Consider the following 26,031-nt stretch of genomic DNA (forward strand, 5'->3'; position numbering starts at 1 on the left):
CGCGCCACCGCACCGCGCACCACCCCGGTGCCGCCCGCCGCGACCCTGCGGGCGCCCCGTCCCCGTGACCCGACCACGTGACCCACACAGCCTCCGGAAAGGCCGGTACGCATGGACCACTCAGCGCTGAGGGCGGCGCTCGCAGACGTCGTCGCGATCCCCGTGACCCCGTTCGACGCCGAAGGGAACGTCGACGGGGGCGCGTACCGCGCCCTGCTGCGCAGGCTGCTCGACAGCGGAGTACGGGCCGTGACCCCCTGCGGCAACACCGGCGAGTTCTACACCCTCACCCCGGACGAGCGCCGCCTCGTCACCGAGCTCACCGTCGAGGAGACCGCCGGCCGGGCCGCCGTCCTCGTGGGCGTCGGCCACGACGTGCCCACCGCCACAGACTCGGCCCGGCACGCCAGGGACGCCGGGGCCGACATGGTGATGGTCCACCAGCCCGTCCACCCGTACGTCTCGCGGGACGGCTGGATCGACTACCACCGGGAGATCGCCGGCGCCGTCCCCGGCCTGGGCGTCGTCCCCTACATCCGCAACCCGCTGCTGGACGGCGCGGCCGTCGCCCGGCTCGGCGAGCTGTGCCCCAACGTCATCGGCGTCAAGTACGCGGTCCCCGACGCCGCCCGGTTCGCCGCCGTGGCGCGGGACGCCGGCCTGGAGCGCTTCGTATGGGTCGCCGGCCTCGCCGAGCTGTACGCCCCCTCCTACTGGGCCATGGGCGCCACCGGCTTCACCTCCGGCCTGGTCAACGTCTCGCCCGCGGCCTCCCTCGGCATGCTGCGGGCCCTGCGCGCCGGCGACTACCCGGCGGCCCTGGAGGTGTGGGAGCGGATCCGCCGCTTCGAGGACCTGCGCGCCGCCGACCAGGCCGCCAACAACGTCACCGTGGTCAAGGAGGCGCTGGCCGCCCTCGGCCTGTGCCGCCGCGACGTCCGCCCGCCGAGCCGCCTGCTGCCCGAGCCCGGCCGGGCCGAGATCGCCGACATGATCAAGGAGTGGGACGCATGAGCAGCGAGCCGCGGGCGACCCGCCCGCTGCGCAGCCACCAGTGGTACGGCAGCGCGCCGACCGCCGGGCTCCGGCAGTTCAGCCACCGGGCCCGCACCCGGCAGCTCGGCTACCTGCCCGAGGAGCACCTCGGCAAGCCGGTGATCGCCGTCCTCAACACCTGGTCCGACATCAACCCCTGCCACGTGCACCTGCGGGACCGCGCGCAGGCCGTGAAGCGCGGGGTGTGGCAGGCGGGCGGCTTCCCGCTGGAGTTCCCGGTCTCCACGCTGTCCGAGACCTTCCAGAAGCCCACCCCGATGATGTACCGCAACCTGCTGGCCATGGAGACCGAGGAACTCCTGCGGTCCTACCCGGTGGACGGGGCCGTGCTCATGGGCGGCTGCGACAAGACCACCCCCGCCCTGCTGATGGGCGCCGCCTCCGCGGACCTGCCCGCCGTCTTCGTCCCGGCGGGGCCCATGCTGCCGGGCCACTGGCGCAACGAGGTCCTGGGCTCCGGCACCGACATGTGGAAGTACTGGGACGACCGGCGCGCCGGGCTGATCGGCGACTGCGAGCTGGCCGAGCTGGAGAGCGGCCTCGCCCGCTCGCCGGGCCACTGCATGACCATGGGCACCGCGTCCACGCTGACCGCCGCCGCCGAGGCGCTCGGCGTCACCATGCCGGGGGCCTCCTCCATACCCGCCGTGGACTCCGGCCACGACCGGATGGCGGCCGCGGCCGGCCTGCGGATCGTCGAGCTCGTACGGCAGGACCTGAGGCTGTCGCGGATCCTCACCCGGGAGGCGTACGAGGACGCCGTCACCACCGTCCTCGCCCTCGGCGGCTCCACCAACGCCGTCATCCACCTGACCGCGATGGCGGGGCGCTCCGGGGTCGGGCTCACCCTCGACGACTGGGACCGCACCGCGCGGCGGGTGCCGGTGCTGGCCGACCTGCGGCCCGGCGGGCGGTACCTGATGGAGGACTTCCACTTCGCCGGCGGACTGCCCGGCTTCCTGTCCCGCATCACCGACCTGCTGCACCTCGACCGGCCGACCGTCGGCCACGCCACCCTGCGCGAGCAGCTCCAAGGCGCCCGCGTCCACGACGACACGGTGATCCGGCCGCGCGGCAACCCGCTGGCCGCCGAGGGCGGGCTCGCCGTGCTGCGCGGCAACCTGTGCCCGGACGGGGCGGTCGTCAAGCACATCGCCGCGGAGCAGCACCTGCGCAAGCACACCGGCCCCGCCGTCGTCTTCGACGACTACCGCACCATGCAGCGCACGATCAACGACCCGGCGCTGGGCATCACCGCCGACCACGTGCTCGTCCTGCGCGGCGCCGGGCCCAAGGGCGGCCCCGGCATGCCGGAGTACGGGATGCTGCCGATCCCCGACCACCTGCTCAAGCAGGGCGTGCGCGACATGGTGCGGATCTCCGACGCCCGGATGAGCGGCACCAGTTACGGCATGTGCGCCCTGCACGTCGCGCCCGAGTCCCACGTCGGCGGGCCGCTGGCCCTGGTCCGCACCGGCGACCTGATCACCCTGGACGTCGACGCGCGCTCCCTGCACCTGCACGTCGGCGAGGAGGAGCTGGCGCGGCGCCGGGCCGCCTGGACGCCGCCCGCCCACCCGTACGAGCGGGGCTACGGCGCCCTCTACCAGGAGCACATCACCCAGGCCGACACCGGCTGCGACTTCACGTTCCTGGCCAGGCCGGGGTCCGTGCCCGAGCCGTACGCGGGCTGACCTCCCGACCCCGGCCGCACCCCTCTTGCACCCCTCTTGTCCGGTATCCCGAACGCCATCCGGAAAGCGCTTCATACGGCGCGCACGCGCCCCCACGTACGACCGTACGAACGATGATCGGAGACATGTCATGGCCCAAGCCGCAGCCGTGGCGAAACCACCCCGGGCCGGTCGGCGCGGCACGGGCGCCGCCCCACGTCACCTGCCGTACCTGCTGATCGCCCCCGCCGGTCTGCTGATGCTCGGCTTCATCGCCTATCCCGTGCTCAGCGTCTTCTACTACAGCCTCCAGCACTACAACGTCACCAAGCCCTGGAAGAGCGGCTACGCCGGCCTCGACAACTTCACCCGCATCTTCACCGAGGACCCCCTCTTCTGGTCCACGCTCGGCTTCAGCGCCAAATGGGTCGTCGTCGAGGTCGCCCTGCAACTGGCCTTCGGCCTGGGCCTCGCGCTGATCGTCAACCAGACCTTCGCGGGCCGCGCCCTCGCCCGCGCCCTGGTCTTCTCGCCGTGGGCCGTCTCCGGTGTGCTCACCACGACGATCTGGATGCTGCTCTACAACCCGTCGACCGGCCTCAGCCGCTACCTCGCGGACCTCGGCATCGGCTCGTACGGCACCTCGGTCCTCTCCGACACCGGCACCGTCTTCTGGGCCGCCGTCGTCGCCGAACTCTGGCGCGGGGTGCCCTTCTTCGCGATCCTCATCCTCGCCGACCTCCAGTCGATCCCCAAGGACCTCTACGAGGCCGCCTCCGTCGACGGCGCCGGCCGCGCACGGCAGTTCTTCCACATCACGCTGCCGCACCTGAAGGACGCCATCATCCTGTCCACGCTGCTGCGGGCCGTGTGGGAGTTCAACAACGTCGACCTCCTCTACACCCTCACCGGCGGCGGCCCGGCCGGCGTCACCACCACCCTGCCCCTGATGATCGCGAACACCGGGATCGAGGGCCACGACTTCGGCTACGCCTCGGCCCTCACCACCGTGGCGTTCGTGATCCTCCTCTTCTGCTCCATCCTCTATCTGCGCCTGAGCAAATTCGGAGGCGACCGCTGATGACCGCCGCCCTCGCGGAGCGCACCGACGCGCGCACCCCCGCCCACGGCAGCCCCGCCCCGCCGGCCGCGCCGCGCCGCAGGACCCGGCGCGAGCGCTCCTTCGACGACCCGCCGCGCTGGCAGATCCACCTGCCGCTGGCCGTGTACCTGCTCTTCACGCTGGTCCCGTTCTACTGGATGCTGCTGTTCGCGCTCCGGCCGGCCGGTTCCACCTCGCTGGTGCCCTGGCCGATGACCTTCGAGCACTTCGACAAGGTCTGGAACGAGCGCGCTTTCGGGGTGTTCTTCCAGAACAGCATGCTCGTCGGGCTGGCCACCCTGGCCGCCACCACCGTCGTCGCCCTCGCCGGCGGCTACGCGCTGGCCCGCTTCGACTTCCGGGTCAAGAACGGCTTCATGCTGGCGCTGCTGTGCTCCCAGTTCATCCCGGGCGCCCTCATGCTGGTGCCGCTCTTCGAGATCTTCCGCAACCTCCGGATGATCAACTCGCTGGGCAGCGTCATCATCGCCGAGACGGTCTTCCAGCTGCCCCTGTCGATCATCCTGATCAGCGGCTTCATCAAGAACGTCCCGGTCTCCCTGGAGGAGGCCGCCTGGGTGGACGGCTGCTCCCGCTTCACCGCCTTCCGCACCGTCGTGCTCCCGCTGCTGCGGCCGGGCCTCGTCGCCGTCGGCTCCTTCGCCTTCGTCCACAGCTGGAACCACTTCCTCTTCGCGCTGATGTTCCTCAGCGCGCAGGACAAGCAGACGATCCCCGTCGGCCTCAACACCCTCATCGGCGCCGACAGCGCCGACCTCGGCGCCCTGGCCGCGGGCGGGGTCATCGCCGCGGTGCCCGTCGTGATCGTCTTCGCCTTCATCCAGAAGTGGCTCATCACCGGCTTCAGCGCCGGCGCCGTGAAGGGCTGACGACCGTGCACCCGCCGACCCCGCCGACCCCGCCGACCCCGCCGCCACCATCCGCCCCGGCGGGCCTCCCGGCCCCGCAGGGCCCCGCCTCCCCGGCCCCGCAGAGTCCGACCCCGCTCAGCGCCGAGCGGCCCCGCCCGCCCGCCCCGCCCGCCCCGCCCGCGTCCGCCGAGGAGCCCGCCGTGACCGCCGCAGACGGCCGCCCCGCCCCACCGGTCCCCGTCGTCCTCGCCGGGGCCCGGGGCCACGGCCGCTGGCACCTGGACAACCTCCGCCGCCTCACCGGCGCCGGCCTCGTCCGCCTCGCCGGGGTCTGCGAACTGCGGCCCCTGGACAGCGCCGAACTCGACGGCTGCGGCGACCCCGCCCAGTCCGACGACTTCGCCGCCCTGCTCGACACCACCGGCGCCCGCGTCGCCGTCGTCTGCACCCCCATCGACACCCACACCGACCTCGCCCTCACCGCCGCCCGGCGCGGCGTCCACCTCCTGCTGGAGAAGCCGCCCGCCCCCTCCGAAGCCGACTTCCGGCGCATCGCCGCGGCCGTACGGGACGCCGGGACCGCCTGCCAGATCGGCTTCCAGTCGCTCGGCTCCCACGCCCTGCCCGCCATCGCCGCCCTCGTCGCCGACGGCGCCCTCGGTGAGGTCACCGGCGTCGGGGCCGCCGGCGCCTGGGCCCGCGACGAGGCGTACTACCGCCGCTCCCCGTGGGCGGGCAGGCGCCGCATGGGCGGAGCCGACGTCGTCGACGGCGTCCTCACCAACCCGCTCGCCCACGCCGTGGCCACCGCCCTCGCCCTCGCCGGCAGCACGCACGCCGACGACGTCGCCGGCATCGAGCTGGAGCTCGCCCGCGCCAACGACATCGAGTCCGACGACACCTCCTGCGTACGCGTCACCACCCGCGGCGGCATCCCCGTCACCGCCGCCGTGACCCTCTGCGCCGAGCAGCCCGGCGAGCCGTACGTGATGGTCCACGGCAGCCGCGGCCGCATCACCTTCTGGTACAAGCAGGACCGGGTCCTGCTGCAGCGCGCGGGACACGGGCCCGTCGAGACCGAGTACGGCCGCACCGACCTGCTGGAGAACCTCGTCCGCCACGTCACCCGCGGCGAGGAGCTGCTCGTCCCGCCGGAGCGCACCGGCGCCTTCATGAGGGTCGTCGAGGCCGTCCGCACCGCCCCCGACCCGCGGCCGCTGCCCCCCGACCGCTGGTACCGCGACGAAGCCGGAGCCCGCCGGATCGTCAAGGGCGTCGACAGCCTCGTCCACGCGAGCGCCGACACCCTCTCCCTCTTCTCCGAGCTGGAGGCGACCGACTCATGACGCACAGCCTGGACCTGCGCTGCGGCGGCCGGACCGTCGCCCGCTACCTCCAGCGGCCGGACCTGCCCGCGCGGTTCTCCCCACGCCCCTACCTGCACCCCGTCACCACCCTCGGCGGCACACCCGTCACCGAGGAACTGCCCGACGACCACCCGCACCACCTCGGCGCCGGCATCGCCGTGCCCGACGTGGCAGGGCTGAACTTCTGGGGCGGCCGCACCTTCGTCCGCGGCCGCGGCCCGACCGCGCTCGACAACCACGGCGAGCAGCGCCACGACGGCTTCAAGCTCTGCGACCCCGACGGCTTCGTGGAGGACCTGACCTGGACCTCCGGGGGTACGGAGGTGCTGCGGGAGCGCCGCACGGTCGCCGCCACCGCACTCACCGCCGGCGCCTGGGCCCTGGACGTCGCCTTCTGCCTCACCAACCCCGGCCGCCGCGACCTGACCATCGGCTCCCCGGCCACCAACGGCCGCCCCGGAGCCGGCTACGGCGGCTTCTTCTGGCGCGCCCCCAAGGAACCGGCCGCGCCCGACGTGTTCACGGCCGACGCCGAGGGCGAAGACGCCGTCCACGGACGGACCGCCGACTGGCTCGCCCTGCGGGGCGGCGGCTCCTCCCCGGACGCCGGCTGGACCCTGGTCTTCGCCGGGGCGACCGGCGCGACCCGCGCGGACCCGTGGTTCGTGCGCACCTCCGACTACCCGGGCGTCGGCTCGGCCCTGGCCTGGGACGCCCGCCTCCCGCTGCCCGCGGGCGGCACCGTCGTACGGCGCGTGGCCACCGTCGTCGCCGACGGCCGCCTGGACCGGGCCGCCGCCGCCGCGCTCGTACGGAAGGCGCTGTCATGACCCCCGGCCCCCGCCCGGCGGCGCACCCCCTCGGGACCGCCGACCTCGGCGACGGCACCTACCGCAACCCCGTGCTCCACGCCGACTGGTCCGACCCGGACGTCCTCGCCGTCGGCGGCGACTTCTACCTCACCGCGTCCAGCTTCGGCCGCGTCCCCGGGCTGCCCCTGCTGCACTCCCGCGACCTCGTCAACTGGACCCTCGTCGGCCACGCACTGGAACGGCTCACCCCCGAGGCCGCGTTCACCGCGCCCCGCCACGACGGCGGCGTGTGGGCGCCGTCCCTGCGCCACGCCGACGGCCGCTTCTGGATCTTCTGGGGCGACCCCGACCACGGCGTCTACCAGATCAGCGCCGAGGACGTCCGCGGGCCGTGGACCACCCCCCACCTGCTGAAGGAGGGCAAGGGCCTCATCGACGCCTGCCCCCTGTGGGACGAGGAGACCGGCGAGGCGTACCTGGTGCACGCGTGGGCCAGGTCCCGCGCCGGCATCAAGAACCGCCTCACCGGCCACCGCATGAGCCGCGACGGCCGGACCCTCCTCGACGAGGGCAGGATCCTGGTCGACGGCGACCGCATCCCCGGCTGGTTCACCCTCGAAGGGCCCAAGCTCTACCGGCACGACGGCTGGTTCTGGATCCTGGCGCCCGCCGGGGGAGTGGAGACCGGCTGGCAGGGCGCCTTCCGCTCGCGCGACTTCGCCGGCCCGTACGAGGAGCGCACCGTCCTCGCCCAGGGCCGCACCGGCGTCAACGGCCCCCACCAGGGCGGCTGGGTGCGCACCCCGGCAGGCGAGGACTGGTTCCTGCACTTCCAGGCCCGCGGCCCGTACGGCCGGGTGGTGCACCTCCAGCCCATGACCTGGGACGAGGACGGCTGGCCCGTCATGGGGGACGCGGGCGAGCCCGTGGCGCGGCACCGCAAACCGGCCGCCCCGCCCCAGCCCCCCGCGGCGCCGGCGACCGACGACACCTTCCCCGGCGGCCGGTTCGGCCCGCAGTGGCAGTGGACCGCCAACCCGCCGGCCCCCGACCCGGTCCGGACGGCGTCGACCGGGACCGCACCGCCGGATGGGCCGTCGAGCACGGCGGGGAGGGGCTGCGCCTGAGCTGCGTCCGCTCGGCCGCCGCCCACGACCTGCGGCTGCTGCCCCACGTGCTCACGCAGCGGCTGCCGGCCGAGACCTTCACGGCCGAGGTGGCGCTGGCCCTGGCCGACGACGCGCTGCCGGGGGCGCGGGCCGGGCTCGGCGTGCTCGGCGACGCCTACGCCTGGCTCGGCCTGGAGCGCGGCGCGGACGGGGCGGTGCGCGTGGTGCACCGCTTCGCCGAGGCCGTGGCGGACCGGGAGCGGGACGCCGCGCACCCGGGCCCGGCGCCGTCCGGCGGCCGGGTGCGGGTGCGGGTCGAGGTGTCGGCGGGCGCCCGCTGCCGGTTCGCCTACGACGCGGGCGGCGGCTGGCAGCCGTCGGGCCCCGTCTTCGCCGCCGCGCCGTGGCGGTGGGTGGGCGCCCTGCTGGCGCTGTTCGCCGCCGCGCCCGAGGGACCGGGCGCGGCGGGGACGGCCGCGTTCACCGGCTTCCGCGTCACCCCGTCACGCCGTAGGACCTGCCCTTTTCCGCGATGAGCCCGTGGGGAGCCGCGCCGATGCACCCCCTCAGCAAGCGCTTACCGCCCGGGGTCGGGCCCGGGCCCCGTACCGGACCGGGAACCGGCCCCGGCACGCGGCCGGCCACCGCCCCCACCGCCGCCGCACCGGGCACCCCGCTCGACCCGCACCCGCACCCGCATCCGCATCCGCATCCGCATCCGTATCCGCATCCGTATCCGCACCCGCACCCGCACCCGCACCCGCATCCGCATCCGCACCCGCAGAGAAGAGAGCCGACCATGACCACCACCCCCAGCACCAGCCGCAGAGGACCCGGACGGCGGGCCCTGGCCGCCGCCCTGGCCGCCGCCTTCGCCCTGACCGCCACCGCCTGCGGCGACGACGGCAGCGGCGCCGCCGGCCAGGAGGGCCCCGGCACCGGCACCATCACCTTCTGGGACAACAACGGCGGCGTGCGGACCGCCGTCTGGCAGGAGATCATCGAGGACTTCGAGAAGCAGCACCCCGACATCGAGGTCACGTACGTCCCCATCCCCAGCGAGGACGTCCAGTCCAAGTACGACACCGCCATCGCGGGCGGCGGCCTGCCCGACGTCGGCGGCGTCGGCGCCGCCTACCTCGCCAACATGGTGGCGCAGAACGCCCTCGACCCGGTCGGCGAGCGCATCGAGGGCTCCTCCCTGAAGGGCAAGCTGGTGCCCGGCATGGTGGAGTCCGTGAAGACGGCGGGCGGCCGCGGCGACGAGATGTACACCGTGCCGACCTCCGCCAGCAACGGCGTCCTCTACTACCGCACCGACCTCTTCGAACAGGCCGGCCTGGCCGCCCCCACGACGTGGGACGCGTTCTACACCGCGGCCGAGAAGCTCACCGACGCCAAGGCGAACAAGTTCGGCTACACCATCCGCGGCGGGTCCGGCTCCATCGCGCAGGCCCTCGACGCGATGTACGGGCAGTCCGGCATCACGGAGTTCTGGAACGGCGACACCACCACCGTCAACGACCCGAGGAACGTCGCCGCGCTGGAGCGGTACGTCGGCCTGTACAAGAAGACCACGCCCGAGGCCGACGTCAACAACGACTTCAAGAAGATGAACGCCCAGTTCGACTCGGGCAGCATCGCCATGGTGCACCACAACCTCGGCTCCTACGCGGACCACGTGAAGGCGCTGGGCAAGGACAAGTTCGCCGGCATCCCCAACCCGTCCGCCGCGGACGGCAAGCGGGTGACGGTCTCCAACCCGGTCGACGGCCTCGGCCTCTTCCGCACCAGCAAGAACAAGGCTGCCGCCTGGAAGTTCATCGAGTTCGCCGTCTCCCACGAGTCCAACAGCAAGTGGAACCGCTCCGCCGGCGCCATCCCCGCCAACACGGAAGCCGCCGGGGACCCGTGGCTGGAGGAGGCCGAGGCCACCAAGCTGGGCGCCCAGGCCCTCACCGACGGCTCCACCGCCATCGTGCAGCTGCCGTACTACCTGCCCGACTGGAACAAGATCAGCAAGTCGGAGAACGAGCCCGGCTTCCAGAAGGTACTGCTCGGCACGATGAGCGCGAAGGACTTCCTGGACACCCTGGCGAAGCAGCTCGACGCCGCCCAGGCGGAGTGGAACGAGCAGTTCAAGAAGGACTGACGCCCGCCGCCGAACCCACCGAACCGGCCGGCGGCGGTCCGGGTCGCGCCCCGCCGCCGGCCGCCCTCCCCCTATGAGAGCGAGGCACGTCGACGTGTCCCCGAGCCGCAGGCAGACCATGGCGGCGCTCGCCGCCCTTCCCCTGGCAGCCGCCGCCCCCCGTACGGCGGCCGCCGCCCCGCCGAGGACCCGCACCCTGTACCTCGCGGGCGACTCCACGGCCGCGCAGAAGACCGCGGCCGCCGCCCCCGAGACCGGCTGGGGCATGGCCCTGCCCTTCTTCCTCACCCCCCGCCTGAAGGTGGCCAACCACGCGGTCAACGGCCGCAGTTCCAAGAGCTTCCTCGACGAGGGTCGCCTCGAACCGATCCTGGCCGCCCTCCGCCCCGGCGACCTCCTCCTCGTCCAGTTCGGCCACAACGACCAGAAGGCCGCCGACCCCTCCCGCCACACCGAGCCCTGGACGACGTACCAGGAGCACCTCCTGCGCTACGTCCGGGGAGCGCGGGAGCGCGGCGCCCGACCGGTCCTCCTCACCTCCGTGGAGCGGCGCCGCTTCGACGCGGCCGGCAACGCCCTGCCCACCCACGGCGCCTACCCCGCCGCCATGCGCGCCCTGGCCGCGGAGCACGGCGTGCCACTGGCCGACCTCCAGGCCGCCTCGCTCGCCGCGTGGCAGCGGCTCGGCCCCGAGGCGACCAAGGACCACTTCCTCTGGCTGGCGCCCGGCGAGTCGCCCCACCACCCGGACGGCAAGCAGGACAACACCCACTTCCGCCCGCGCGGCGCCGTCGAGGTGGCCCGCATGGCCGCCCGCGCCCTGACCGAGGCCGGCGTGCTGCACCCCGGCGAGGTGCGCCGCCTCGACGACCCCGTACCGGCCGAGTGGATCACCTGGCCGCAGGGCTGACCCGCAACCACCGCACCCCAAGGAGCCGCACATGCGTACCCGTACCCCCTCCGCAGCACGGCGCAGGATCACCGGCACGGCCGCGGCCGTGGCCGGCTGCACCGCCCTCACCCTGTCCCTCTCCGCCCCCGCGAGCGGTGCCCCCGGCGGCGGCCGGGACCTCGCCCGCCAGACCCTCCCCGCCTCGGACGGCTGGGCGTCCGCCGAGGGCGGCACCACGGGCGGCGCCGGCGCCGGTGCCGACCACGTCCACACGGTCACCACCTGGGAGGAGTTCCGGGCCGCCCTCGCCGCCGGGGGCGACGCCCCGAAGATCATCCGCGTGGTGGGCACGCTCGACGCCACCCGGGACGGCTGCGCGGCGTTCGAGGCGCCCGGCTACGACTTCGACCGCTACCTCGCGGACTACGACCCGGCCGTGTGGGGCCACGACAGGGAGGTGAGCGGCCCCCAGGAGGACGCGCGCGCGGCCTCCGCGAAGAACCAGGCCGCGGCCATCAAGGCGTTCGTGCCCGCCAACACCACCATCGTGGGCGTGGGGCGCGACGCCGGCATCACCGGCGGCAGCCTCCAGATCAAGGGCGTCGACAACGTCATCATCCGCAACCTCACCCTGGAGAGCCCCCTGGACTGCTTCCCCCAGTGGGACCCCACCGACGGGGCGCGGGGCGCGTGGAACTCCGAGTACGACGCGATGGTCGTGTACGGCTCCACCCACGTGTGGATCGACCACAACACGTTCACGGACGGCCGCCACCCGGACAGCTCGCTGCCCCGCTACTACGGGGAGCTCTACCAGCAGCACGACGGCGAACTCGACATCGTGCGCGGCGCCGACCTCGTCACGGCCTCGTGGAACGTCTTCGCCGACCACGACAAGACCCTCATGATCGGCAACAGCGACGGCGCGGGCGCCACCGACCGGGGCAGGCTCCGCGTCACCCTGCACCACAACGTCTTCAAGGACGTCGTCGAGCGCGCCCCGCGGGTCCGCTTCGGCAAGGTCGACGCGTACAACAACCACTACGTGGTCCCGGCGGAGCGCTACGGCTACAGCTGGGGCATCGGCTTCGAGTCGCAGCTCGTCGCCGAGAAGAACTCCTTCTCCCTGCCGGCGGGCGTGGAGGCCGGCCGGATCCTCAAGAAGTGGAAGGACGCCCCGGTCACGGTGGCCGGCAACCACGTCAACGGCCGGCCGGTCGACCTCCTCGCCGTCCACAACGCGCAGTTCCCGGAGGAGGCTCTGCGGTCCGGCGCGGGCTGGACGCCGACCCTGCGGGCCAGGGTCGACCACCCGCGCGCCCTGCCCGGCCTCCTCACTGCGCGCGCGGGCGCCGGCCGGGTCTGCTGACGGACCCGTGCGGGGGCGGTGCGGCGCCCCCGCACCGCCGCGGCCGCGGCGGCGGACCCCCCACCGTCGCCGCGGCCGCCGCACCCCGCTGCCCTGCGGCGCCGCAGCGCTCGGGGCGGCGGCGGGGTGGGGACGGGATATCTCCAACTTCCCCGGAATGCTGCGGAGTTCCCGGTTCCGGCGGAGACCTGCGGGGTTTCCGCGGTCGGCGAAAGTCGTTGGACACGTTCTGTTGTGCACTGCAAGTGTTCGCGTGCCAGTTCTCATGCAGTTCTTACGTAGCAACTGTCCTGGAGGCTGAAACACGTGCAAGGATCGACCCACCTGCCCGGGGGCAGATCAATGCGGCGAGCCGGTTCCGGCTCGCGACGGGCACGGATCGCCGTTCCGCTCTCCCTGGTCCTGCTCGCGGAGGCAGGGCTGATCGTCTCCGCGGCCGCGCCTGCGGCCGCCGCACCGCACCCCCCGGCCACGACTGCGAAGACCGCCTCCTCGGCGGCCGTCGGCGAGGAGGCCGCCGAGCGGCTGACCGCGGCGGCGCAGGACCGGCGCGTCGAGGTCGTCGGCGCGCGCACCGAGACCACCACCCTGTGGGCCAACCCCGACGGCACCATGTCGCTGGAGACGCACGCCGGCCCCGTCCGCTTCCGCAAGGGCGGGACGTGGGTGCCGGTGGACACCACGCTCGTCCGCGGGGCCGACGGTTCCGTCCGGCCCAAGGGGCACCCGCACGGGCTGCGGCTGGCCGGGCGCACCGGCGCTGCGGGCGGGGACCTCGTCACCCTCGGGGGCGCAGACCACGCCGTGTCCCTCGGGTGGGAGGGCGCACTGCCCGAGCCCGAGCTGAAGGGGCACCGGGCGACGTACGTCGACGTCCGCCCCGGCACCGACCTCGTCGTGGAGGCGACCCGGACCGGCTTCGAGCAGTACCTCGTCGTGAAGGACCGGGCCGCCGCCGAGCGCGCCGCCACCTTCAGCCTGCCGCTCGGCATCAAGGGGCTGAAGGCGAAGAAGAACGCCGCCGACCGCTCCCTCACCTTCACCGACGCGGTCACGAACAAGACCGTGGCCACGATGCCGACACCGGTGATGTGGGACGCCTCCCGCGACGAGCGGGGCCGGGCCGCCACCAACCGGGCGGACGTCGACGTGGAAGTGGTGCCGGCGCAGGGAGAGGACGGGTACAGCCTGTCCGTCTCCGCCGACCGGGAGTTCCTCGCCGACGAGGACACGCGGTACCCGGTCACCATCGACCCCGCGGTCTACTTCGGTACGGACTTCGACACCACGGTCATCGAGGGGGAGACCGCCGACCTGTCCGGCGCCTCCGGACTGCGGGTGGGCCGCGAGTGGCAGAAGAACGAGGCCAGGTCCTTCATCTCCTTCCCGCGCACCGACGCCGTCACCGGTCAGGACATCCTGAACGCCGAGCTCAACCTGTTCGCGGTCTGGTCGGACACGTGCACGCCGACGTCCTGGGAGATCTGGGACACCGGCACGGTCTCCGCGAGCACCCGCTGGAGCAACCAGCCGGCCTGGCGCACCAAGGCGGCCACCTCCACGCAGACGCACGGCAACGCCGACTGCGGGCCGCGGTGGATATCGGAGGACATCACCTCCGTCGTCAAGCAGTGGTCCGGTGTGGACCGCGCCGTGGACACGCTGGGGCTGCGCGCCACGGACGGGACCGACACCGACGCGTTCAAGATCTTCGCGTCCAGCGAGGACGCCGACGCGCCGTCGATCCTCGTGACGTACGAGACCCCGGCCGACCCGGTCAAGGACCACGTCGTGTACTGGAACGACGTGCTGCAGCAGACGTTCCGGGAGGTCGGCGGGGCGCCGGGGCCGCTGGCCCGGGCGGGCGCCATGATGCACGGCGCGATCTACGACGCGGTGAACTCCGCCAAGTGCGCCGAAGGGGAGACGCGGTGCCTCGGCGCGCCGTACCTGACCAAGGCGACGGCCTCGAACGGCGCGGTGCCGGACGTCAACAGCGCCATCGACCACGCCGCGTTCGACGTGCTGCGGGCGGTGTTCCCCGGGATCGACTTCGACGACGAGATCGCGACCGCCCGGTCCACGATCCCCGGCACCGTCACGGCGGAGCAGCGATCCGCGGGCACGTCCGTGGGGCAGCAGGCCGCCGCCGCGATGCTGGAGGCGCGTGAGGGCGACGGTGCGGCGACGGTGGTGCCGTACCCGGGGAGTGAGACGCCCGGCTACTGGCGGCCGACCGACGGGACACCGGCGGCCACGCCGGGCTGGGGGCTGGTGAAGCCGTTCGCGATGACGTCCGGTTCGCAGTTCCGGCCCGCCGGACCCGCCGGGCACACCTCGATGAGCGCGCTGCTGGCGAGCCCGGAGTACGCGGCCCAGGTCAACGAGGTGAAGGAGCTCGGCGGCGCCGAGTCGGCGACGCGCACGGAGGACCAGAAGCAGGCCGCCCTCTTCTGGGCCAACGACCTGGACTCGACGTACAAGCCGCCGGGCCAGCTCTTCGAGTTCACGCAGATCCTGTCGCGGCAGGAGGGGCTGACCGTGGCCGCGAACGCGAAGATGTTCGCGCTGGTGGCGTTCTCCATGGCGGACGCGGGCATCGCCTCGTGGGACAGCAAGTACCTGACGGACATCGATCTGTGGCGGCCGGAGTCGGCGATCCAGCTCGACGGGGACGGCAACGCCGCAACGACCGCCGACCCGAACTGGCAGCCGCTCTCCTACGACCTGCAGGGCACGCACTTCTCCCCGGCGTTCCCCGCGTACACCTCGGGCCACGCCACGTTCGGCGCGGCGTGGGCCAAGGCCATGGAGCAGTGGTTCGGCACGGACAGCAAGACCTTCACCGGGACGACGGAGGATCCGAACGCCCTCGGCGTGACCCGGACCTTCTCCAGCTTCTCCGCGGCCGCAGAGGAGAACGCGATCGGCCGCGTCTGGCTCGGTGTCCACTACAGGTGGGACGGCACGGACGGCGTCACCCTGGGCAACCGGGTCGCGCAGCACGTCGGCGCGACGAAGCTGACGCCGAACTCCGCCGCGGACTGGGTGAAGTACGAGCACCTGCACAACCTGGGCGGCTGCGACGCGCTGGGCGAGCGGCTCGTCGCCGAGCACCGCTGGACCGCGTACCAGTGCGTGGCGGTCAACCCCGTCGAGACACCCGACCACGTCCTGTACGTGAAGTAGCCGAGAGGAGAGCAAAGCGATGCGTCTGTTCACCAGAGCGTCCGGTGCACGGCCCACCCGGTTCGCCGTCGCGGCGGTGGCCGCGCTGGCGGCCGCGGGGATCGCCGCTCCGCTGTCCCTTGCCGCCGGGGGCGGTCAGGGCACGTCGGCCGGGGACCGTACGGTGCCGGCCGCGGCGACCGCCGAGCCCGGTCCCGACCGGCTGCTGAAGACCCCCGCCAACCCGCGGATCTCGGACGGCCCGTACGCGGGCTTCCAGTTCTGCGCCGCGCCGCAGAAGCCGCTCGTGACGTCCGGCTCGGCGACCCTGGCGGCGACGCTGGAGTCCGTCGCACCGCCCGGCACGGTGGAGAAGCCCGGGGCGCCGGATCCCGGCCGCCGGGTGGTGTTCGAAGTCGAGCAGGCGGACGGCACCCGCGTGCTGCGCAAGCAACTGGTCAGCGCCACCAGCCAGAATGCCGCCTTCCAGGTGCCCCAGGACGCTCTGGCCGACGGTGGCTACCGCTGGCGCGTGCGCGTCCAGGACGGCGCGGCCGCCTCCGAGTGGACCGCGTGGTGCGGGTTCACCGTGCGGACCGGCTGAGTCGTGCAGCGGCGTAGGTAGGCGTACGGCCCTCAGGCCCCCGGTGATCCGCCGGGGGCCTGTTCGTGCCGTCCGCGCCGGGCCCGGTGGTCCGGCACGGCGTCGACCCCGTCCTCTTGCTCCTCCCGGGGCTAAGGGGCCGGGGTGCGGCGGCGGTCGTCGTACCGCAGCGCCGCCCACGTCGCCAGCGCGCCCAGCCCCTCCCACGCGCCCACGCCGAGGAATCCGGCGGGGGCGCGCCCCGCGAGTACGGCGGCCGTGAACACGGCGCAGGTCAGCAGCCGGAACGGCACCGTCCATCGGTAGAACGCCCGCCAGTCGGCCAGCGCCGCGAGCAGGTAGTACACCCCCATGTTGACCGCCGCCATCGACGAGGCGGTCAGGAAGACCAGGGTGTGGTCGCCGTCGGCCCGCTGCCCTTCGGGCACCGGCGCGAACCCCATGGACGCCAGCAGGGCGTCCGGAGACAGGAGCCCGACCACGCCCAGTGACGTCGCCAGCAGTCCGAACACCGCCATGGTCCAACCGGACGCGGAGCGGGGGCGGAACCGGAACGGGTCGCGGGCGGGCATCGCGGGGCCTCCAGGGCGTCGGCAGGGGTGCGGCTGGTGCGGCGGCTCGCAGCGCGGCGCGGGAACCGGCGCCCGCCGCCGACGCGCCGCCACCCCCTGCTTATCACCCCGCGACACAACGGCCCATGCCCGCCCCCGACTTGGAGAGCCGGAGCCCCGCGTCGCCGGGCCGTCAAAAGGGCGCGACGTGAAGCGGCCGGCGTTGAGCCGGGGCGGCGGAGGCCCCTGCCGGAGCGGCCAAGCCCCCGGGAGGCGGCGGAGGCGCCCCCAGGGGGCGAGGCTTCCGCGGGCGGCGGCGTGTGCGACCCGGGGGTCAGAGCCGCCGGGTGGCGAGTGTCAGCCGGTCGCGGGCGTCGACCAGAGCGTCCCTGACGCGCTGCTCGTGCGCGGGGGTGAGCCGGGCCGCCGGCACGGAGCAGCTGAGGGCGTCCCGGGCGGGGCTGCGGTAGGGCACGGTGACGGCGAAGCAGCGCAGCCCCAGCGTGTTCTCCTCGCGGTCCACGGCGTACCCGAGCTCCCGCACGGCGGCCAGTTCGTCGACGAGCCGCTCCCGGTCGGTGATCGTGTGCGGGGTGTACGCCGGGAGGACCTCCGGCAGCAGCGTGCGGACCCGGTCGTCGCCGAGCTCCGCCAGCAGCACCTTGCCGAGCGCGGTGGAGTGGACGGGCAGCCGGCGCCCCACCCGGGTGGAGGGGCGCAGGTGGTGCTGGGCGCGGCGGGTGGCGAGGCTGACCACGCTGGTGCCGTCCAGCCGGGCCAGCTGGACGGTCTCGGTGGTGTCGTCGGAGAGCCGGTCGAGTGCGGGGCGGGCGGCTGCCACCGCCTCGTCGCCGTCGATGTACGAGGTGCCGACCAGCAGGGCCCGCACCCCGATGCCGTAGCGGGTGCCGGTCGCGTCGGTCTCCACCCAGCCGAGCTCCACGAGGGTGCGCAGCAGCATGTACAGGCTGGACTTGGGGTAGCCCACCGCCTCCTGCACGGCGGCGAGCGCGTGCATGCCGGGGCTGCCGGCGAAGTACTCCAGCAACTCCACCGTGCGCACTGCCGACTTGACCGGCCCGCCGGCGGATTCGGTCGCAGACATCGCTCTTGACCCCTTCAGACGCCCGTTAATAGAGTTCCCGATGGTTCAGCATCGAGAACCCCGTTCAGAATAGCGAACAGCCGAGCAGCCCGAGAGGACGCCGCGGTGTCAGCAGCACAAGTCTGGAGTGTCGACCCCAGGACCGGGAAGCAGCGGGCGCAGGTCGCCGTCGAGGCGGCGCCCGCGGACGTCGACCGGGCGGTACGGGCCGCGCACGGCGCCCGGTCGCCGCTGGCCGACCGCGGCGTGCGGGCCGCGTTCCTGCGCACCGCGGCGGACCGGCTGGAGGAGGCCCGGGACCGGCTGGCCGCCGAGGCCGACGCCGAGACAGCCCTGGGACTCCCCCGCCTGACGGGCGAACTGGCCCGCACCTGCTACCAGCTGCGGGCCTTCGCTGACGTCGTCGACGAGGGCGCGTTCCTGGACGTGATCATCGATCACCCCGATGAATCGGCCACCCCGCCGGTACCGGACTTGCGCCGGTACAAGATCCCCCTGGGCGTCGTCGCGGTCTACGCCGCCTCCAACTTCCCCTTCGCCTTCTCGGTGGCGGGCGGCGACACGGCCAGTGCCCTGGCCGCCGGCTGCCCGGTGGTCGTCAAGGCCCATCCGGACCACCCGGGCACCTCCGAGGCGGTCGCGGCGGTGCTGCGCGGCGCGGCGGCCGAGCACGGCCTGCCCGAGGCGGTCGTCGGCCTGGTGCACGGCTTCGACGCGGGAGTCGAGCTGGTCCGCCACCCGCTCGTCGCGGCCGCCGGCTTCACCGGGTCGGTACGCGGCGGCCGGGCGCTGTTCGACGCGGCCGCCGCCCGCCCGGTGCCCATCCCGTTCCACGGCGAGCTCGGCTCGCTGAACCCGGTCGTGGTCACCGAGGCCGCGGCGGCGGAGCGCGCGCCCGAGATCGGCCGGGGCCTGGCCGGCTCCATGACGCTGGGCTGCGGCCAGTTCTGCGTCAAGCCCGGCCTGGTGCTGGTGCCGTCCGGCGAGCCGGGCGACCGGCTGGTGGAGTCCTTGGCGGAGGCCGTGGGCGAGGTCGCGGACGGCGTGCTCCTCGACGCGCGCATGCGGGAGACCTTCGTCAAGGGCGTGGCCGAGCGGGCCGCGCTGCCGGACGTGACGGCCCCGGTCGCCCCGGGCGCCGGCGACGCCGACCGCACCGTGGGCGCCGGGTTCCTGACCGTCCCCGCCGCCCGCCTCGCCGCCGAGGGCCCGCACGACCTGCTGCTGGAGGAGTGCTTCGGCCCGGTCACGGTGGTCGCCCGGTACGCGTCCGACGCCGACGTGAAGGCGGTCGTCTCCCGGCTCCCCGGCAACCTCACGGCGACCCTGCACGTGTCGGAGGACGAGCAGCGGGGCGCCGCCGCCGCGCTGCTGGCCGAACTCACGCCCGTGGCGGGCCGCGTCCTCGTCAACGGCTGGCCCACCGGCGTGGCCGTCGCGGCCGCCCAGCACCACGGCGGCCCCTACCCGGCCACCACGTCGACCTCCACGTCCGTCGGCGGCACCGCCATCGAGCGCTGGCTGCGCCCGGTCACGTACCAGAACACCCCGCAGGCCCTCCTGCCCCCGGAGCTCCACGACGCCAACCCCCTGAACCTCCCACGCCGGATCAACGGCCGCCGCGAGCACCCCTGACGGCCGCAGCCGGCACCCTGGCGGATGCTGCGAGCCGCCCAGGGCGGGCGCTGCGAGCACCCGGTACGGCCCTTGTCCGCAGCCCCGGACCCGCCAGTGCGGTGGAGCGCCGCGGCGTGCCGGGCCCGCTGCGGACGGGGCCGGACGGTACAGGCCGCCCCCACCTATAAGCCTTCCTAGGGGGAGTCGCGCAGAATCGCGCAATTGACGGGAGATCGGGTTCGTTCCAGGGTGTCCCTATGGATGCCCTGTCCCCCCTCGGCGGCGCGGAGTTCGCGTCACCGCACACGTACCTGAACACCGCCAGCTGCGGACTGCTCCCGCGCCGTACCGCCGAGGCGGTGAAGAGCCTCGCCGACCAGAACGCCGCCGGGCGGCCGGACGGGATCGGCAGTCACGCGTCGATCGAGGCCGCCCGCGCGCTCTTCGCCCGGCTCGCACGCGTCACACCCGACCGGGTCGCGATCGGCGCCACCGTGAGCAGCCACGTGGCGCTGATCGCGGGTTCCCTCCCGGCAGGAGCCGAAGTGCTCTACCCGGAAGGCGACTTCAGCTCCCTCATCAGCCCCTTCGCGGTGCGCGGCGACCTCAGGACCCGCTCGGCACCGCTCGACGCGCTGGCCGACGCGGTCCGGCCCGGCACGGCACTCGTCGCCTTCTCCGCCGTGCAGTCCGCCGACGGCAGGGTCGCCGACCTGGCCGCGATCCGGCAGGCCGCCGCCGCGCACGGCGCCCGCACCCTGCTCGACGCCACCCAGTCCGCGGGCTGGCTGCCGCTGGACGCCGGGGCGTACGACTACACCGTGACCGGCGGGTACAAGTTCCTGCTCTGCCCGCGCGGCGCGGTCTTCCTCACGGTGACCGAGGAGGCCCAGGACTCCCTGGCCCCGCTGCACGCCGGCTGGTTCGCGGGGGAGGAGCCGTACGACTGCTACGGCCCGGTGCAGCGCTTCGCCGCCGGGGCGCGGCGCTTCGACGAGGGCCCCGTCTTCCACGCGTACCACGGGGCGGAGCAGTCGCTGGCGCTCCTCGACGAGATCGGGATCGACACCGTCCGCGCCCACGCCACCGCCCTCGCGGCCCGCTTCCGCAGCGGGCTGACCGGGCTCGGGTACGCACCCGTCGCCGGCGACTCCGCCATCGTCGCCGTCCCGGGGCTCGGGGCGCGCCAGCCGGAGCTGGCCGCGGCCGGGGTCGTCACCGCCGCCCGCGACGGGAACCTGCGGGCCGCGTTCCACCTCTACAACGGGGACGCGGACGTGGAGCGGGCGCTGGCGGTGCTGGCCGGCTGAACCCCCGCCTTCCGGCGGTCCGTCCCGGCACGCGACACGGCTGCGCCCGGGGCCCGGGGGAACTCCCCGGACCCCGGGCACAGCCGGCCGGACCGCTTCCCGCGCTCACGCGGGCGGGCGGGTCAGTTCACCGGGGTGAAGTCCCGCGCCCCGATGAACTCCGGGCGGCGGACGGGGGCGGCGAAGGGCTCGACCGCCGTGTTCTCCACGCTGTTGAACACGATGAAGACGTTGCTCCGCGGGTACGGCGTGATGTTGTCGCCCGAGCCGTGCATCGCGTTGCAGTCGAACCACGTCGCCGAGCCGGCCCGGCCGGTGAACAGCCGGATCCCGTGCGCGTCGGCGAGCCGCGTCAGCGCCTCGTCCGACGGGGTGCCCGCGTCCTGCATCTGCAGCGACTTCTTGTAGTTGTCCTTCGGCGTCGCGCCCTCGCAGCCCAGGAACGTCCGGTGCGAGCCCGGCATGATCATCAGGCCGCCGTTGGTGTCGTGGTTCTCCGTCAGCGCGATGGACACCGACACCGTCCGCATGCGCGGCAGGCCGTCCTCCGCGTGCCAGGTCTCGAAGTCCGAGTGCCAGTAGAAGCCCGAGGCTCCGAAGCCCGGCTTCACGTTGATGCGCGACTGGTGGACGTACACGTCGGAGCCGAGGATCCGGCGGGCCATGCCCGCCACCCGCTCGTCCCGCACCAGCTTGGCGAAGACGTCGCTGATCCGGTGCACCTCGAACACCGACCGCACGGACTGCGACTTCGGCTCGATGATCGACCGCTCGTCCGCCCTGATCGCCGGGTCGGCGATCAGCCGGTCGAGCTCGGCGCGGTAGACCGCGACCTCCTCGTCCGTCAGCAGGTCCTCGATCGCGAGGAAGCCGTCCCGCTCGTACGACTCCAGGTCGGTGTCCAGCGGACCCCAGACCACCGGGTCGCGTCGGGCCGTCAGGACCTCCGTCGTGCCGCGCGTCGGGTACAGGTCCTCCATGTTGCTCAGTCCTCCTCCGTCAGCAGGGGATACACACCGTTCTCGTCGTGGTCCTCACGTCCCGTCACCGGCGGGTTGAAGACGCACACGCAGCGGAAGTCGGTCTTGGGGCGCAGAGTGTGCTTCTCGTGGCCGTCGAGCAGGTACATCGTGCCCGGCTCGATCCAGTGCTTCTCGCCCGTCTCGTCGTCGGTCAGCTCCGCCTCGCCCTCGACGCACAGCACGGCCTCGACGTGGTTCGCGTACCACATGGAGGTCTCCGTGCCCGCGTAGAGCACGGTCTCGTGCAGCGAGAAGCCGACCTTCTCGCGGGCGAGCACGATCCGCTTGCTCTCCCAGGTACCGGACGCCGACCGCACATGGCGTTCGGTGTTCTCGATGTCCTTCAGTGATCGGATGATCACGTGTCCGTCCTTTCCGTTGGGTCGACCCGGCCGGTGCGGTCGGCGGGTCAGGCCGTCTCGTGGACCGCGCGGGCCAGTGTGCGCAGCCCCTCGTCGAGCTCGTCGGGGGTCACGGTCAGCGGCGGCAGCAGCTTCACGACCTCGCTCTCCGGGCCGGAGGTCTCCAGCAGCAGCCCCAGCTCGAAGGCGCGCCGGCAGATCCGCGTCGCCCGGTCCTTGTCGGAGAACTCCAGGCCCCACACGAGGCCGCGGCCCCGGTAGTGGGCGCCGTGTGCGGAGTTCTCGTCGCAGATGGTCAGCAGGGCCTGCTCGACCTGCTCGCCGCGGGCCTCGGTCTGCTTCTCCATGCCGCCGTCCGCCCAGTAGGCGTCCAGCGCCGCCGTGGCCGTCACGAACGCCGGGTTGTTGCCGCGGAAGGTGCCGTTGTGCTCGCCCGGGCCCCACACGTCGAGCTCCGGCTTGAACAGGCACAGCGACATCGGCAGGCCGTAGCCGCTGATCGACTTGGAGAGCGTCACGATGTCCGGCGTGATGCCCGCCTCCTCGAAGGAGAAGAAGCCGCCGGTGCGGCCGCAGCCCATCTGGATGTCGTCGACGATCAGCAGCATGTCGCGGCGGCGGCACAGGTCCGCGAGGGCGCGCAGCCACTCGGGCCGCGCCACGTTGATGCCGCCCTCGCCCTGCACCGTCTCCACGATCACGGCGGCGGGGCGGTTCAGGCCCGAGCCGCTGTCCTCCAGCAGGCGCTCGAACCACAGGAAGTCCGGCACCTGGCCGTCCAGGTAGTTGTCGAACGGCATCGGCGTGCCGTGCACCAGGGGGATGCCGGCGCCCGCCCGCTTGAAGGCGTTGCCGGTCACGGCGAGGGAGCCCAGCGACATGCCGTGGAAGGCGTTGGTGAACGACACGATGGACTCGCGGCCCTTGACCTTCCGGGCCAGCTTCAGCGCCGCCTCCACCGCGTTGGTGCCCGTCGGGCCCGGGAACATCACCTTGTAGGGCAGGTCGCGCGGCCGCAGCACCACGTTCTGGAACGTCTCCAGGAACGCCCGCTTGGCGGTCGTCGCCATGTCCAGACCGTGGGTGATGCCGTCACGTTCCAGGTAGTCGAGGAGCGCGCGTTTCAGGACCGGGTTGTTGTGCCCGTAGTTGAGCGATCCTGCACCGGCGAAGAAGTCCAGGTAGCTGCCGCCGTCCTCGTCGGTGAGCCGTGCGCCCTGCGCGCGGTCGAACACGGCCGGCCAGCCGCGGCAGTAGCTGCGCACCTCCGACTCAAGGCTCTCGAAGACGCTGAGGGCAGGCGGGGTGATGGTCACAGCAGTCACTCCAGGAGGGAGAGAAGAGGATGGGGGTGGGGGATGGGTGGGTGGGGCGGCGAGTGGGGCGGGGCGAGCGGCGGGTCCGGGCGGGCTGCCGCGGTGCCGGGGCCGCGGCGACGCTGGGGTCGCCGTCAGGCCGCGGGAGCGATCGGCGTGATGCGGTAGAGGACCTCGGGCTCGTGCGTGCCCTCGGGGAACAGGCCCCCGTCGAAGAGCACCCGGCGCTCCAGCGACGCCCCGCGCCGCTCGGCGAACGCCGTGAACAGGCGGTCGGAGGGCACGTTGTCGGGAGTGACCGTCGTCTCCACGGTGTGGACGCCCCGGTCGGCCAGCCGGGAGGCCAGCGCCTCCAGGAGCCCGGCGGCGAGCCCGCGTCCGCGGTGGCCGTGGTCGACGGCCACCTGCCACACCACGAGGGTGCCGGGGCGGTCGGGCCGGACGTAACCGGTCACGAAGGCGACGGGCTCCCCGCCGGGGGACTCGCGGGCCACGAGCGACGTGGCGGCGAAGTCCCGGCACCACAGCAGGTAGCTGTAGGAGGAGTTGAGGTCCAGGACCCGGGAGTCGCGGGCGATGCGCCAGATCGCGGCTCCGTCCTCCACGCGGGGGCTGTCGATCAGAATGCCGGGGATTTCCTGATGGGCACGTGCAAGGTCTGCTTGTGCGGCGGTCATGCATAGTGAATTTACCGAGCAATTTCTTCGATTGCACGGGGCCGGGGTGTTGGGTCACGGCGCGCTTTGTGCTATCACGCGGGCGCGACGCCTCGTCGAAAGCGCGACAGAATGGCCGATTTGAGAGGGAATATCCGGGCAAAACGGGCGCGATGTGGGGTCGGTCACATCGTCGTAACGCCCTTGACAAGTAACCGAATTGCTCCCTGAATCGTATCGAAATCTTGGCGTTTAGGATCGGGGAAGCGGGGCAGAAGCATATGAGTAGTGATTGCGAATGAGAAGGGGAATTCGCCTGAAGAGTAGCTTCTGAAGGTGATCGCAAATGCGGGCGGGTAGTGGGCCCGGCGTTTATCGCTACGCTCACGGCGGTTCTGGCGCGGCTTTGGCGGCCGGTATGTCTGCGGCCCTGAGGCACTGCCGCCTCGTGGTCTACGGTGCGGCTCTGCGGCTCTGCGGCTCTGCGGCTCTGCGGCTCTGCGGCCTTGTGGTCTTCGGTGTGGCTCTGCGGCTCTGTGGACCTTGCGGCCTTCGCCCCTGCCGCCCTGCCGCCTGCCGCCCTGCGGCCTGCTCTCCGAGGGGCCGTGCGGTGCGGCGTTCGCGGCGGGTTCCGCGCCGCCCTTCACCCCCGCGCCTTTGCTTGCCGCGCGGCCCCGCCCCGTGGCCCGGCGCCGGGGCCCCGGCACCGTCGGGTGCCGTGTCCGCCGGGCCAGCTCGCGAGCCGGTTCCGCGTGCCGTTGTGCGGAAAGCGGTCCTCCGCACGTACACATGGGGAAGAACCCGGTACCGCCCGGAGGTTGACCCGTGCGGTACCGGGGTGTGATCGAGGACGCTCAGTGAGGGGCGGGTGGCTGCGGTCGTGGAACTGCGTCAGTTGAAGTACTTCGTCGCCGTCGCGGAGGAGCTCGGGCTCGGGCGGGCGGCCAGGCGGCTGCACCGGAGCGGCTTCCTGGTGGCGACCCAGATCGAGGCGCTGGAGCGCGAGTTGGGCCTCACGCTCTTCACGCGCGCCGGTGACGAGCACGGCGAGGCGTACGGGGACGCGTCCGGTGACCGGCCTGACGGCGGGTACGGCGACGGGCCGCTGCGGCTCACCGCCGCCGGCGAGGGACTGCTGCCCGAGGCGCGCGCGGCCCTGGCCGCCGCGGGCCGGGTACGCCGCACCGCGGCGGCATCGCCGCGGGCACCGACGGGCTGGTGCGCCTGGGCACCAGCCGCGCCTTCGCCGACCGGGTGTACCGCGCGCTCGGCACCCTGTCCGCCCACCGGCCCCGGCTCCGCGTACGGCTGGAGCGCGCCCCGCAGGAGGCCCGCCTGGCGGCGGTGCGCTCCGGCACCTTCGACGCCGCGCTCGTCCGGCTCGTGCGGCGGGCCGACGGGCTGGCGCTGCACCCGGTCTGGACGGAGCCGCTGATCGCGGCCCTCCCCGCCGACCACCCCCTGGCCGCCCAGGGCGGCGACCCCTGCCCCCGGGCGCTGGCCCGGCTGCCGCTGCGGCTCGTCCCCCGGGAGGCGAACCCTGCCCTGCACGACCTGATCGCGTCCGCCGTGCCCGGCTGGACGCCCGGCCCGCCGTTCACCACCCTCGACGACACCCTCGCGGACGTCGCGAGTGCCCGTGAGCCGTCCTGGACGGTGTTCCACCCCGCTGACGCGATGCCGCAGGACCGCGGGCTCGCCTTCCGCGTGCTGCCCGCGCCCCGCGTGCCGGTCGCGCTCGCCGTACGGGACGGTGAGCTCACGCCCCCGCTCCAGGCCCTGCTGGAGGCGCTCACCGGCACGGCTCCGGCCATCGCGGGACCGACGCCCGCCCCGGTGCCGCCGCGGTCGCAGGTGCCGCTCCCGCGGGTCGCGGGCGCCACGTCCCCGTGAGCGCGGGGACGTCCGGCCCGCGG

General features: G+C 73.7%; 20 protein-coding genes and 2 pseudogenes. 16 read left to right on the plus strand and 6 right to left on the minus strand.

Annotation, left to right across the window (positions count from 1 at the left end; genetic code table 11):
• Nucleotides 1–111: 111 nt before the first annotated feature.
• The 12 genes and pseudogenes from L6E17_RS14505 to L6E17_RS14560 all read left to right on the plus strand — a co-directional run bounded on the left by L6E17_RS14505 (nt 112) and on the right by L6E17_RS14560 (nt 16,176).
• Nucleotides 112–1,014 carry a dihydrodipicolinate synthase family protein gene (locus L6E17_RS14505; protein ID WP_236241195.1) on the plus strand — a complete coding sequence of 301 codons (903 nt, stop codon included), beginning with the start codon at nt 112–114 and terminating at the stop codon, nt 1,012–1,014.
• Nucleotides 1,011–2,750: an L-arabinonate dehydratase gene (gene araD / locus L6E17_RS14510; RefSeq protein WP_236241196.1), complete on the plus strand. Its 1,740-nt coding sequence runs from the start codon at nt 1,011–1,013 to the stop codon at nt 2,748–2,750. Before L6E17_RS14505 ends, araD begins: the two co-directional genes overlap by 4 nt.
• Before the next feature lie 130 nt (nt 2,751–2,880).
• The gene (locus tag L6E17_RS14515; protein WP_236241197.1) at nt 2,881–3,810 is read left to right on the plus strand and encodes a carbohydrate ABC transporter permease; all 930 of its coding nucleotides are present in this window, start codon (nt 2,881–2,883) and stop codon (nt 3,808–3,810) included.
• Entirely contained in the window at nt 3,810–4,721 is a 912-nt protein-coding gene (locus L6E17_RS14520) for a carbohydrate ABC transporter permease (RefSeq protein WP_236241198.1), read from the plus strand. Before L6E17_RS14515 ends, L6E17_RS14520 begins: the two co-directional genes overlap by 1 nt.
• A 182-nt stretch (nt 4,722–4,903) precedes the next feature.
• Nucleotides 4,904–6,049 (plus strand): Gfo/Idh/MocA family protein, encoded by a 1,146-nt coding sequence (locus L6E17_RS14525; RefSeq protein ID WP_236241199.1) that lies wholly within the window; start codon nt 4,904–4,906, stop codon nt 6,047–6,049.
• Nucleotides 6,046–6,900 carry a PmoA family protein gene (locus tag L6E17_RS14530; protein ID WP_236241200.1) on the plus strand — a complete coding sequence of 285 codons (855 nt, stop codon included), beginning with the start codon at nt 6,046–6,048 and terminating at the stop codon, nt 6,898–6,900. Before L6E17_RS14525 ends, L6E17_RS14530 begins: the two co-directional genes overlap by 4 nt.
• A pseudogene (locus tag L6E17_RS14535) lies at nt 6,897–8,527 on the plus strand (family 43 glycosylhydrolase). The gene L6E17_RS14530 and the pseudogene L6E17_RS14535 overlap by 4 nt, the downstream one beginning before the upstream one ends.
• A 263-nt stretch (nt 8,528–8,790) precedes the next feature.
• The gene (locus L6E17_RS14540; protein ID WP_236241201.1) at nt 8,791–10,143 is read left to right on the plus strand and encodes a sugar ABC transporter substrate-binding protein; all 1,353 of its coding nucleotides are present in this window, start codon (nt 8,791–8,793) and stop codon (nt 10,141–10,143) included.
• A gap of 94 nt (nt 10,144–10,237) precedes the next feature.
• A complete protein-coding gene (locus tag L6E17_RS14545) occupies nt 10,238–11,053 on the plus strand; it encodes a rhamnogalacturonan acetylesterase (protein ID WP_236241351.1) in 816 nt (271 codons plus the stop codon).
• Between the two features lie 31 nt (nt 11,054–11,084).
• Entirely contained in the window at nt 11,085–12,404 is a 1,320-nt protein-coding gene (locus L6E17_RS14550) for a polysaccharide lyase family 1 protein (RefSeq protein WP_236241202.1), read from the plus strand.
• Nucleotides 12,405–12,746: 342 nt separating this feature from the next.
• Nucleotides 12,747–15,593, plus strand: coding sequence for a DNRLRE domain-containing protein (locus L6E17_RS14555; protein ID WP_236241203.1), 2,847 nt, complete (start codon nt 12,747–12,749; stop codon nt 15,591–15,593).
• A 19-nt stretch (nt 15,594–15,612) separates the two neighbouring features.
• A complete protein-coding gene (locus L6E17_RS14560) occupies nt 15,613–16,176 on the plus strand; it encodes a hypothetical protein (RefSeq protein WP_236241204.1) in 564 nt (187 codons plus the stop codon).
• A gap of 131 nt (nt 16,177–16,307) precedes the next feature.
• Here the strand turns inward: L6E17_RS14560 and L6E17_RS14565 are convergent, their stop codons facing one another.
• Both L6E17_RS14565 and L6E17_RS14570 read right to left on the minus strand, forming a co-directional pair.
• Nucleotides 16,308–16,748 carry a hypothetical protein gene (locus L6E17_RS14565; RefSeq protein WP_236241205.1) on the minus strand — a complete coding sequence of 147 codons (441 nt, stop codon included), beginning with the start codon at nt 16,746–16,748 and terminating at the stop codon, nt 16,308–16,310.
• A gap of 313 nt (nt 16,749–17,061) precedes the next feature.
• Nucleotides 17,062–17,832, minus strand: coding sequence for an IclR family transcriptional regulator (locus L6E17_RS14570; RefSeq protein ID WP_236241206.1), 771 nt, complete (start codon nt 17,830–17,832; stop codon nt 17,062–17,064).
• Between the two features lie 105 nt (nt 17,833–17,937).
• Between L6E17_RS14570 and L6E17_RS14575 the strand changes: the two genes are divergently transcribed.
• Nucleotides 17,938–19,467, plus strand: coding sequence for an aldehyde dehydrogenase (NADP(+)) (locus L6E17_RS14575; protein WP_236241207.1), 1,530 nt, complete (start codon nt 17,938–17,940; stop codon nt 19,465–19,467).
• 239 nt (nt 19,468–19,706) lie between these two features.
• Nucleotides 19,707–20,759: an aminotransferase class V-fold PLP-dependent enzyme gene (locus L6E17_RS14580; RefSeq protein ID WP_236241208.1), complete on the plus strand. Its 1,053-nt coding sequence runs from the start codon at nt 19,707–19,709 to the stop codon at nt 20,757–20,759.
• Between the two features lie 122 nt (nt 20,760–20,881).
• Here the strand turns inward: L6E17_RS14580 and thpD are convergent, their stop codons facing one another.
• From thpD to ectA, 4 genes are all read right to left on the minus strand, one after another.
• A complete protein-coding gene (thpD, locus tag L6E17_RS14585) occupies nt 20,882–21,739 on the minus strand; it encodes an ectoine hydroxylase (RefSeq protein WP_236241209.1) in 858 nt (285 codons plus the stop codon).
• A gap of 5 nt (nt 21,740–21,744) precedes the next feature.
• Nucleotides 21,745–22,143 (minus strand): ectoine synthase, encoded by a 399-nt coding sequence (locus L6E17_RS14590; protein WP_236241210.1) that lies wholly within the window; start codon nt 22,141–22,143, stop codon nt 21,745–21,747.
• 47 nt (nt 22,144–22,190) lie between these two features.
• Nucleotides 22,191–23,459 carry a diaminobutyrate--2-oxoglutarate transaminase gene (gene ectB, locus L6E17_RS14595; RefSeq protein ID WP_236241211.1) on the minus strand — a complete coding sequence of 423 codons (1,269 nt, stop codon included), beginning with the start codon at nt 23,457–23,459 and terminating at the stop codon, nt 22,191–22,193.
• A gap of 134 nt (nt 23,460–23,593) precedes the next feature.
• Nucleotides 23,594–24,136 carry a diaminobutyrate acetyltransferase gene (ectA, locus tag L6E17_RS14600; protein WP_236241212.1) on the minus strand — a complete coding sequence of 181 codons (543 nt, stop codon included), beginning with the start codon at nt 24,134–24,136 and terminating at the stop codon, nt 23,594–23,596.
• Nucleotides 24,137–24,995: 859 nt separating this feature from the next.
• On the opposite strand from ectA, the pseudogene L6E17_RS14605 reads away from it, so the two are divergent.
• Nucleotides 24,996–25,091, plus strand: a pseudogene (locus tag L6E17_RS14605) (LysR family transcriptional regulator); the annotation flags it as partial.
• Between the two features lie 218 nt (nt 25,092–25,309).
• Nucleotides 25,310–26,008 (plus strand): LysR substrate-binding domain-containing protein, encoded by a 699-nt coding sequence (locus L6E17_RS14610; RefSeq protein ID WP_374109058.1) that lies wholly within the window; start codon nt 25,310–25,312, stop codon nt 26,006–26,008.
• Nucleotides 26,009–26,031 lie beyond the last annotated feature (23 nt).

This window comes from Streptomyces sp. CC228A (genome assembly GCF_021390935.1).
Taxonomy (GTDB): domain Bacteria; phylum Actinomycetota; class Actinomycetes; order Streptomycetales; family Streptomycetaceae; genus Streptomyces.

Bases quoted from the DNA above. Each gene is read 5' to 3' on its own strand.
- L6E17_RS14505 (WP_236241195.1), top strand. From the start codon at position 112: ATGGACCACTCAGCGCTGAGGGCGGCGCTCGCAGACGTCGTCGCGATC.
- araD (WP_236241196.1), top strand. From the start codon at position 1,011: ATGAGCAGCGAGCCGCGGGCGACCCGCCCGCTGCGCAGCCACCAGTGG.
- L6E17_RS14515 (WP_236241197.1), top strand. From the start codon at position 2,881: ATGGCCCAAGCCGCAGCCGTGGCGAAACCACCCCGGGCCGGTCGGCGC.
- L6E17_RS14520 (WP_236241198.1), top strand. From the start codon at position 3,810: ATGACCGCCGCCCTCGCGGAGCGCACCGACGCGCGCACCCCCGCCCAC.
- L6E17_RS14530 (WP_236241200.1), top strand. From the start codon at position 6,046: ATGACGCACAGCCTGGACCTGCGCTGCGGCGGCCGGACCGTCGCCCGC.
- L6E17_RS14540 (WP_236241201.1), top strand. From the start codon at position 8,791: ATGACCACCACCCCCAGCACCAGCCGCAGAGGACCCGGACGGCGGGCC.
- L6E17_RS14550 (WP_236241202.1), top strand. From the start codon at position 11,085: ATGCGTACCCGTACCCCCTCCGCAGCACGGCGCAGGATCACCGGCACG.
- L6E17_RS14555 (WP_236241203.1), top strand. From the start codon at position 12,747: ATGCGGCGAGCCGGTTCCGGCTCGCGACGGGCACGGATCGCCGTTCCG.
- L6E17_RS14560 (WP_236241204.1), top strand. From the start codon at position 15,613: ATGCGTCTGTTCACCAGAGCGTCCGGTGCACGGCCCACCCGGTTCGCC.
- L6E17_RS14565 (WP_236241205.1), bottom strand. From the start codon at position 16,748: ATGCCCGCCCGCGACCCGTTCCGGTTCCGCCCCCGCTCCGCGTCCGGT.
- L6E17_RS14570 (WP_236241206.1), bottom strand. From the start codon at position 17,832: ATGTCTGCGACCGAATCCGCCGGCGGGCCGGTCAAGTCGGCAGTGCGC.
- L6E17_RS14580 (WP_236241208.1), top strand. From the start codon at position 19,707: ATGGATGCCCTGTCCCCCCTCGGCGGCGCGGAGTTCGCGTCACCGCAC.
- thpD (WP_236241209.1), bottom strand. From the start codon at position 21,739: ATGGAGGACCTGTACCCGACGCGCGGCACGACGGAGGTCCTGACGGCC.
- ectA (WP_236241212.1), bottom strand. From the start codon at position 24,136: ATGACCGCCGCACAAGCAGACCTTGCACGTGCCCATCAGGAAATCCCC.